Source organism: Pseudomonas sp. OA65 (assembly GCF_017498305.1).
Taxonomy (GTDB): Bacteria; Pseudomonadota; Gammaproteobacteria; order Pseudomonadales; family Pseudomonadaceae; genus Aquipseudomonas; species Aquipseudomonas zanjanensis.
Genome location: NZ_JAGDEZ010000002.1, coordinates 199,911 through 208,947, shown reverse-complemented (window position 1 = coordinate 208,947; position 9,037 = coordinate 199,911). Strand labels below are relative to the sequence as shown.

Genomic DNA, 9,037 nt, shown 5'->3' with positions numbered 1-9,037 from the left:
CAAGCCCGCTCCCACAGGGATCTTCAGCAGGCACAATATCCGCGTGCATCGGAAGTCCTTCTGTGGGAGCGAGCCTGCTCGCGAAGACGGCCGCAAGCCAATGATCAGTCCGCCTGCACCGTGACCTGACGCTGTTCGCCCAAGCCCTCAATGCCCAGGCGCATGGTCTGGCCCGGGCGCAGGAACACCGGGTTGGGCTTGATGCCCAGCCCAACGCCAGGCGGTGTGCCGGTGGAGATCACATCGCCCGGTTGCAGGCTCATGCAGCGGCTCAGGTAGGCAATCAGTTGCGGCACGCTGAAGATCAGCGTCCGGGTGTTGCCGTTCTGATAGCGATGGCCATCGACTTCCAACCACAGGTCCAATGTATGGGGGTCGGCGATTTCGTCCCGGGTCACCAACCAGGGTCCTAGAGGGCCGAAGGTGTCGAAGCCCTTGCCCTTGTCCCAGGTGCCGCCGCGCTCCAGTTGCCACTCACGCTCCGACACATCGTTGACGACGCAATAACCGGCGACATGCTCCATGGCATTGGCTTCGTCGATGTAGCGCCCGCCTTTACCGATGACCACGCCCAGTTCGACTTCCCAATCGGTCTTGAGCGAGCCACGGGGGATCTGGACGTCGTCGTTCGGCCCGCAAATGGCACTGGTCCATTTGTTGAAGATGATCGGCTCCTTGGGCACCTCCATGTTCGACTCGGCGGCATGGTCGGCGTAGTTCAGGCCGATGCAGATGAATTTGCCGACCTGGCCGACGCAGGCGCCGATGCGCGGCTGGCCGGTAACGAGCGGCAGGCTGCGGGGGTCGAGGGCGGCGAGACGCGCCAGGCTTTCCGGGCCCAAGGCCTGCCCGGCGATGTCCGGCACGTGGCCCGACAGGTCGCGGATCTGCTTGTCTTCATCCAACAGCCCGGGTTTTTCCGAACCTTTTTCGCCGTAACGCAACAGTTTCATGAAGTGCTCCTGCTCAAGGGATAATTCAGAGGCTCATGCCGCCATCAATCACATGGACCGTCCCGGTGGTGTAGGCGGACGCGTCGCTGCCCAGGTACAACGCCAATTGCGCGATTTCCTCGGTGTGGCCAATACGTCCCATGGGCTGGCGGTCGAGAAACTGCCGATAGACCTCTGCTTCTTCGACACCTTGTCGCGCAGCCTGGTCGGCGATGCGCTGGCGTAGCGAAGGCGAGTCCACCGTGCCGGGGCAGATGGCGTTGCAGCGAATGCCCTGGCCGACAAAGTCGATGGCGACGGATTTGGTCAGCCCCACCACCGCCGCCTTGCTGGCAGCATAGGCGAAACGATTGGGCACGCCCTTGATGCTGGACGCGACCGACGACATGTTGATGATCGAGCCACCGCCACGGGCCAGCATGCCCGGCAGGAACGCCCGGATCATGCGGTACATGGCCGTGACATTGAGGTCCATCGAACGTGCCCAGGACGCTTCATCGCATTCCAGGATGTTGCCGCTGTGCACAAAGCCGGCGCAGTTAAACAGCACGTCGAGCCCACCGATCCGGTCACGGGCCGCGTCGATGGCGCTGGCCGAGGTGACATCGAGGATCATCGGCGTGATGCCTTCGATACCCGCCAATGCGCCAATATCAATGTCGCTGGCGAACACTTCGGCACCCGCCTGGACGAAGGCAATGGCGCTGGCCAAGCCGATGCCTTGCCCGGCCGCCGTCACCAGGACTCGCTTGTTTTGCAGACTCATGCGGTCTCCAGTTGCGCTGCCGTGGGCGCGGTCTTGGGCGTCCTGCCGAGCATCGAGGCAGGGATCGCGAGGATCAATCCACCGCTGACCAACAGACACAAGGCCAACACGTAAGTACCGTTATTGATATTACCCGTCAGCGTTTCCGCCACGGCGGTAATCATCGAACCGGTGAAGCCCGACAGATTGCCGATGGCATTGATCATGCCGATCCCGGCCGCGGCGGCGACGCCCGACAGCACGGTGCCCGGCAGCGTCCAGAAAATCGGCATCAGGCTGAGGATCCCCGAGGCGGAGACACTGAGAAACAGCACCGACAGCACCAGGTTATCGGCGAAGAACGCGCTGAGGATCAGACCGACACCGCCAATGAACGCCGGGATCGCCGCATGCAGGCGCCGCTCGCCAGTACGGTTGGAGTGCCGGGCGTTGAGCAGCATCGCCACCACCGCCACCGAATACGGGATGGCAGTCAGCAAACCGATATGCAGGCTGTTGGTGATGCCGGTGCTCTTGATGATCGACGGCATCCAGAACGCCAGGCCATAGAAACCCGTGTTGAAGGTCAGCAGGATCAACACCAGCAACCACACCCGAGGGTTGAAGAACACTTCGCTCAAGCGCGTGGCCTTGCCCTGGTTGTCGGTTTGCAGATTGGCCTTGAGCAGGGCTTTTTCCGCGACGGAGAGCCATTTGGCCTTGTCGATGTTGTCGGCCAGGCAGACGATCACCACGAACGCCATGATGATCGACGGAATGCCTTCGATGATCAGCATCCATTGCCAACCGGACATGCCGTGGACGCCTTGCATGCTGTTCATCAGCCAGCCGGAGAGGATGCCGCCCAGGGTCAGGCTGACCGGCAGCGCCAGCAGGAACCCGGACATCACCCGGCTCTGCCGGTGGGTCGGGAACCAGTAGTTGAGGTAGAGGATCACGCCAGGGAAAAAGCCCGCTTCGCAGATGCCCAACAGGAAACGCAGCACGTAGAACATCGTGCTCGATTCGAGATGGAAAAACGCCGCCAGCGGCACGGTGTAGGCCACGGCCATGGAGATCACCGCCCAGCTGAGCATGATCCGGGCGATCCAGAACCGCGCGCCAAAGCGATGCAGCAACAGGTTGCTGGGCACTTCAAAGAGGAAATAGCCCCAGAAAAACATGCTGGCGCCCAAGGCATACACGGTGTTGCTGAATTGCAGCTCGTTGAGCATGTCGAGCTTGGCAAAGCCGATGTTCACCCGATCGAGGTACGCCGCCATGTAGCACAGGAGCAGGACGGGAAGGATGCGCCAGATGACCTTGCGGTAGGTCCGGTCTTCGAAATCGAGCTCGCCAGCTTGCGCCTGGGCGGGCAACTGCTCGGAGATGGTTTGCATAGGTAACCCCTGATTGTTTTTATTGGGTCACGTCGAATGAGCAAGTCATCCGGCGATTGAACGAGGACTCTACTGTCGGGGATCGATTCTTTCCCAATGGCATTTTTGGATTAGTTGATAACCATCTGTTATCGGAATCCAAAGGGGCTACTGCTCAGCCCAGCGGGAGCAATCTCTGGTCACAGGGTTCAGCGCAGGCTGATCCGCCGCCATCGCGAGCAGGCTCGCTCCCACAGGGGAATTTTGGTGCTCATAAGTTTTGTACCCATGGATGTCTATAGGCTTTGCATTCACCGCAGGCCCCTTGTGGGAGCGAGCCTGCTCGCGATGGCGCCAGCACAGTCAACCACTCTGGCGGGCGTTGTCCTTGAGGATCTCGGCGAACTCCAGCGCCGCGCCCACCAACGGCTCATCCTTGCGCGTCAGGATGCCGTAGTCCTGCGGCACCAGGTGCAACGGGGTGTCGAGGGTCTTGAGCTGGCCGCTTTCGAGCAGCGGATCGACCATGGCATTGGGCAGCATGCCGATCATGGGGCCGCGTTGCAGGACCTGGAGGAAGGTCTGCATGGAAATGGTGTCGATGGTGTTGCGCGGCATTCCCACTCCGGCTTCGGCGAAAGCCAGTTCCATGCGGGCGCGGATCGGTGTGCCGACCGGGTAGAGAATCCACGGCTGGTCCACCAGTTGCTGCAAGGAGGTCGGCCCGGCGTTCGCCAGGGGGTGGCGGTCGTTGACCACGATGCAGAACGGCTCCGGGGCCAGGGGCTGGAAATCGTAGCGCTGTTGCTGGCTTTGCTCGGTAAACCGCGCCACGGCCAGGTCAAGTTTCTTTTCTTCAAGCATCTTCATCAGATGGTTGCTGGTCTGCTCCACCACCTCGATGGACAGCAACGGCCAGCGTTGCTTGATCTGCAGGATCGCCTCGGGCAAGGCCACCGCCGTCGCGGCAAAGATACCGCCGACCTTGAGGTAGCCATGGCCGCCCTCACGCAGGCTGCTGATTTGCTCGACGAACGAACGGGCGTCGTTCAAGGCGATCTGCGCGTAACGCAGCACATGTTCGCCCAGTGCGGTGGGCGGCATGCTCCGGGGCCGGCGTTCGAACAGGGCGAAGCCGAGCAGGCTTTCGATTTCCTTGAGCATCTTGCTCACGGCCGGCTGGCTGAGGTTCATCTGCTCGGCCGCCAGATGCATGTTGCAGGTGCGCCCCAAGGTATCGATCAGCAGCAGATGGCGGAATTTGAGCCAGCCACAGAAGCTGGAGAAGGACAGATCGGACATGGGCAATCCTCGACGATGCAATAACCGGACGTTATCAGATACTGAATATATCTCATTGGAGTTCATCAACAGCGCGCCCTAGCTTGAACGCTTTACGAACCAGGAAGACTGCCCATGTCGCTGATGCTTACCCCCGAGAATACCCTGCCCGTCGATGGCGTCGCCGGCACCTTGATTGGTCGTGCCTGGGTGCCTGGCCAAATCGCCGGGCCGTCGCCCGTGGTGCTGCGCAGTGACGGGGTGTTCGACCTGTCAGAGCGTTTTGCGACCTTGAGCGATTTGCTGGAAACAGACTCCCCCCTGGCCGCCGTCAGGCAAACGCCCGGCACCTTCATCGCCAGCGTCGAAGCCTTGCTGGCCAATACCGGCATTCAGGCCGACCCGACCAAGCCGTTCCTCTTGCCGCCCCTGGACTTGCAAGTAATCAAGGCCGCCGGCGTGACCTTCGCCGCCAGCATGATCGAGCGGGTGATCGAGGAACAGGCCGGCGGTGACGCGGCAAAGGCCGAGGCCGTACGCGCCACGGTGCACAGCGTGATCGGCGACAACCTGCGGGCCATCGTGCCGGGGTCCGAGCAAGCCATGCGCCTGAAAGCCTTGCTCATTGAGCAGGGCATGTGGTCGCAGTACCTGGAAGTCGGCATCGGCCCGGATGCGGAGATCTTCACCAAGGCACCGGTCCTGGCCGCCGTGGGCAGCGGCAGCCGCATCGGCATTCATCCGATCTCGCAATGGAACAACCCGGAACCGGAAGTGGTGCTGGCGGTGAACAGTCGTGGCCAGATCCACGGCGCCACCCTGGGCAACGATGTCAACCTGCGGGACATCGAAGGCCGCAGTGCGTTGTTGCTGAGCAAGGCCAAGGACAACAACGCGTCTTGCGCCATCGGCCCGTTCATTCGCCTGTTCGACGAACACTTCAGCCTGGATGACGTACGCGCCTGCGTGGTTGAGCTCAAGGTACAAGGCGAAGATGGCTACCGCCTGCACGGTTCGAGTTCCATGAGCCAGATCAGCCGTGACCCGCAGGACCTGGCGGGCCAGACACTCAACGCCAACCACCAATATCCGGACGGGTTTGTGCTGTTTCTCGGTACCCTGTTCGCTCCCACCGAAGACCGCGATCATCCCGGCAGCGGTTTCACCCACAAGCGCGGGGACGTGGTCAGCATCAGCAGCCCGTTGCTCGGCAGCCTGCATAACCAGGTCACCCATAGCTGCGACGCCGCCCCCTGGACCTTTGGTGTCAGTGCCCTGATCCGTAACCTCGCCGCCCGAGGACTGCTGGACCGCTGACGCCACCACCGTGACCGATTCATCCAATTACAAGAGAGACATGAATCATGAGTGACACGCCTAAACGCCGCCTGCGCAGCGAGCAATGGTTCAACGACCCGGCCCACGCGGACATGACCGCGCTGTATGTCGAACGCTACATGAACTACGGCATGACCCGCGAAGAGCTGCAATCGGGACGCCCGATCATCGGCATCGCCCAGACCGGCAGCGACCTGACGCCCTGCAACCGTCATCACCTGGAACTGGCCCAACGGGTCAAGGCCGGCATCCGCGACGCTGGCGGCATCCCCATGGAATTCCCGGTGCACCCGATCGCCGAACAGTCGCGACGCCCCACCGCTGCGCTGGACCGCAACCTGGCCTACCTGGGGCTGGTGGAAATCCTTCACGGCTACCCATTGGACGGCGTGGTGCTCACCACCGGTTGCGATAAGACTACGCCCGCCTGCCTGATGGCGGCGGCGACCACCGACCTGCCCGCCATTGTCCTGTCCGGCGGGCCGATGCTCGACGGCCATCACAAGGGCGAACTGATCGGCTCCGGCACCGTGCTCTGGCATGCGCGCAACCTGATGGCCGCCGGCGAGATCGACTACGAAGGCTTCATGGAAATGACCACCGCGGCCTCGCCCTCGGTGGGTCACTGCAACACCATGGGCACCGCCTTGTCGATGAATGCCCTGGCCGAAGCCCTAGGCATGTCGCTGCCCGGTTGCGCGAGCATCCCGGCGCCCTATCGCGAGCGCGGGCAAATGGCCTACGCCACTGGCAAGCGTATCTGCGAATTGGTGCTCCAGGACGTGCGCCCATCCCAGATCATGACCCGCCAGGCCTTCGAGAACGCCATCGCCGTCGCCTCCGCCCTCGGCGCTTCGAGCAATTGCCCGCCGCACCTGATCGCCATCGCCCGGCACATGGGCGTCGAACTGAGCCTGGACGATTGGCAACGGATTGGCGAAGACGTGCCGCTGCTGGTCAACTGCATGCCGGCGGGCAAGTACCTGGGCGAAGGGTTCCATCGGGCCGGCGGCGTGCCCTCGGTCATGCATGAACTGCAAAAAGCCGGACGCCTGCACGAAGACTGCGCCACGGTCAGCGGCAGGACCATCGGCGAAATCATCAGCGGCAGCCTGACCAGCAACGCCGATGTGATCCATCCCTTTGAGACGCCGCTCAAGCACCGTGCCGGTTTCATCGTACTCAGCGGCAATTTCTTCGACAGCGCGATCATGAAGATGTCGGTGGTGGGCGAGGCGTTTCGCAAGACCTACCTGTCCGAGCCCGGCGCCGAGAACAGTTTCGAAGCCCGGGCCATCGTCTTCGAAGGACCGGAGGATTACCACGCCCGCATCGACGACCCGGCGCTGGACATCGACGAGCGCTGCATCCTGGTCATTCGCGGCGTTGGCACGGTGGGCTACCCCGGCAGCGCCGAGGTGGTGAACATGGCCCCGCCAGCCGCGCTGATCAAACAAGGCATCGATTCCCTGCCCTGCCTGGGCGACGGTCGCCAGAGCGGCACCTCGGCGAGCCCATCGATCCTCAACATGTCCCCTGAAGCAGCCGTCGGTGGCGGCCTGGCGTTGCTGCAAACCAACGACCGGCTGAAAGTGGACCTGAACACCCGCACGGTGAACCTGCTGATCGACGACGAAGAAATGGCCCGGCGCCGACTCGCGTGGACGCCGAACATCCCGCCGTCGCAAACGCCCTGGCAGGAACTGTATCGGCAATTGGTGGGACAGCTTTCCACGGGGGGTTGCCTGGAGCCGGCGACGTTGCATCTGCGAGTGATTGCTCGTAGTGGTGAGCCGCGTCATTCGCACTGACAGGGTTGCGAGGGAGTCATTAGTTTCGCTGCCGAAGCCCGGACGCACTGCCAGGACTTCGATGGCGAGACTGCTTCGTGCATAGAATCTTAGACAGTTAAGAATGAAAAATGAGGCCGAAGCCTAATGCCTGTCAGTTAAACAGCAAACGGCATAAATCCTGTGGGAGCAAAGCTTGCTCGCGATTGCGGTAGGCCAGCCGACAACGATATTGGCGACTCTGCCGCTATCACGAGCAAGCTTTGCTCCCACAGGATTACTGCTTAACTGACAGGCATTAGGCCGAAGCCTCTTTTTAATGATTTGACTCTTTGGAAGCGAGGGCATTTAGAGCTTCAGTGTCCCTCCTGCAACGCCCATCCGCGCAGAAGAGACACTTTTCTGATGCTGCCATCGAAAATGGCTACACCGCCCTCTGGATTACGCTATTTCCAATTCGCAGCCAATACTGCATCTAGTTGAGTTCGTTGGTCTGTAGTGAGACTGGTTTCAGCCCCTGCTGGCACTCCGAAAGAGGACATTTTGTCGACCAAGTTTTGTACCTGGCTGTCCAAAAGCCCCTTACCATCAGCCGTTTTAAAAGCTTCGATGTGATAGGCACTGGATTGGTACCAATTGCTGACCGTCAATTTCTCAGTCGCTTCAACGACACTGATTTCCAGATCGGAACCGCTACGTCTGAACCACAAATCCTGAGGACTTATATCTGCTCCGAACTCAAGAGTATCAGTCGCGACGTAGCCACCGTCGTTGTCTGTAACGACGTCGTTACCATCCCCCCGGTTGAACACATAGGTGTCGGCGTAGTTACCACCGGTCAAGGTGTCATTACCGGTACCGCCAACCAAGGTGTTTCCCTTCGAGGCAGCGGCAACCATGATCGCGTCATCTCCAGCATCACCGTAGAGTTGGTTGGCACCTGCGCCGCCTGAAAGGGTATCGTTGCCGTCTCCACCATGGATGATGTCATTGCCGGACCAGCCGGTTAGGGTTTCGGCCGCCGCTGTACCGACTTGGCTCAATCCCGTCGCGGCGATATCCGCAGAGGTCCAGAATGTGCCATCAGCAAACTCCACACGCTCAATGATGTTGTTGATCACCGCACCTGCGCTGATACTCGTTCCATCAAGCCAGCCCTTAACTGTCACCTGATCGATGCCGTTGCGGTGTTTGAACGCAACATCAGAACCGGACTTGAGAACCTGTATATCGCTAGCGAGGATTCCCGCACCAAAACGCAAGGTATCGGTCGCCACGAAGCCACCGTCGTAGTCTGTGATGACGTCTTTACCGTCACCCAGGTTGAACACGTAGGTGTCGGCGTAGTTACCACCGGTCAAGGTGTCGTTACCGGTGCCGCCAACCAAGGTGTTTCCCTTAGAGGCAGCGGCAACCATGATCGTGTCATCTCCAGCATCACCGTAGAGTTGGTTGGCACCTGCGCCGCCTGACAGTGTGTCGTTGCCATCCCCACCGTGGATGATGTCATTGCCGGACCAGCCGAACAGGGTTTCGGCCGCGGCTGTACCG

7 protein-coding genes are annotated in these 9,037 nt (G+C 61.0%); 2 read left to right on the top strand and 5 right to left on the bottom strand.

What is annotated here, in order from left to right:
• Positions 1-104: 104 nt before the first annotated feature.
• The 4 genes from J3361_RS02570 to J3361_RS02555 form a co-directional block, all read right to left on the bottom strand.
• A complete protein-coding gene (locus tag J3361_RS02570; protein WP_207962171.1) occupies positions 105-953 on the bottom strand; it encodes an ureidoglycolate lyase in 849 nt (282 codons plus the stop codon).
• A gap of 25 nt (positions 954-978) precedes the next feature.
• The gene (locus J3361_RS02565; RefSeq protein WP_207962168.1) at positions 979-1,719 is read right to left on the bottom strand and encodes an SDR family oxidoreductase; all 741 of its coding nucleotides are present in this window, start codon (positions 1,717-1,719) and stop codon (positions 979-981) included.
• Positions 1,716-3,098 (bottom strand): MFS transporter, encoded by a 1,383-nt coding sequence (locus J3361_RS02560; RefSeq protein WP_186729324.1) that lies wholly within the window; start codon positions 3,096-3,098, stop codon positions 1,716-1,718. The genes J3361_RS02565 and J3361_RS02560 overlap by 4 nt, the downstream gene beginning before the upstream one ends.
• Positions 3,099-3,440: 342 nt before the next feature.
• Complete coding sequence (locus tag J3361_RS02555) at positions 3,441-4,379, bottom strand: LysR family transcriptional regulator (RefSeq protein WP_207962166.1); 939 nt, start codon at positions 4,377-4,379, stop codon at positions 3,441-3,443.
• 114 nt (positions 4,380-4,493) lie between these two features.
• On the opposite strand from J3361_RS02555, the gene J3361_RS02550 reads away from it, so the two are divergent.
• Both J3361_RS02550 and J3361_RS02545 read left to right on the top strand, forming a co-directional pair.
• A complete protein-coding gene (locus J3361_RS02550) occupies positions 4,494-5,675 on the top strand; it encodes a fumarylacetoacetate hydrolase family protein (RefSeq protein WP_207962164.1) in 1,182 nt (393 codons plus the stop codon).
• Positions 5,676-5,722: 47 nt separating this feature from the next.
• Positions 5,723-7,507: an IlvD/Edd family dehydratase gene (locus J3361_RS02545; RefSeq protein WP_207962162.1), complete on the top strand. Its 1,785-nt coding sequence runs from the start codon at positions 5,723-5,725 to the stop codon at positions 7,505-7,507.
• A 425-nt stretch (positions 7,508-7,932) separates the two neighbouring features.
• Here J3361_RS02545 and J3361_RS02540 read toward each other — a convergent pair.
• Positions 7,933-9,037 (bottom strand): calcium-binding protein (locus J3361_RS02540; protein ID WP_207962160.1); only part of this gene is annotated, 1,105 nt, incomplete at its 5' end.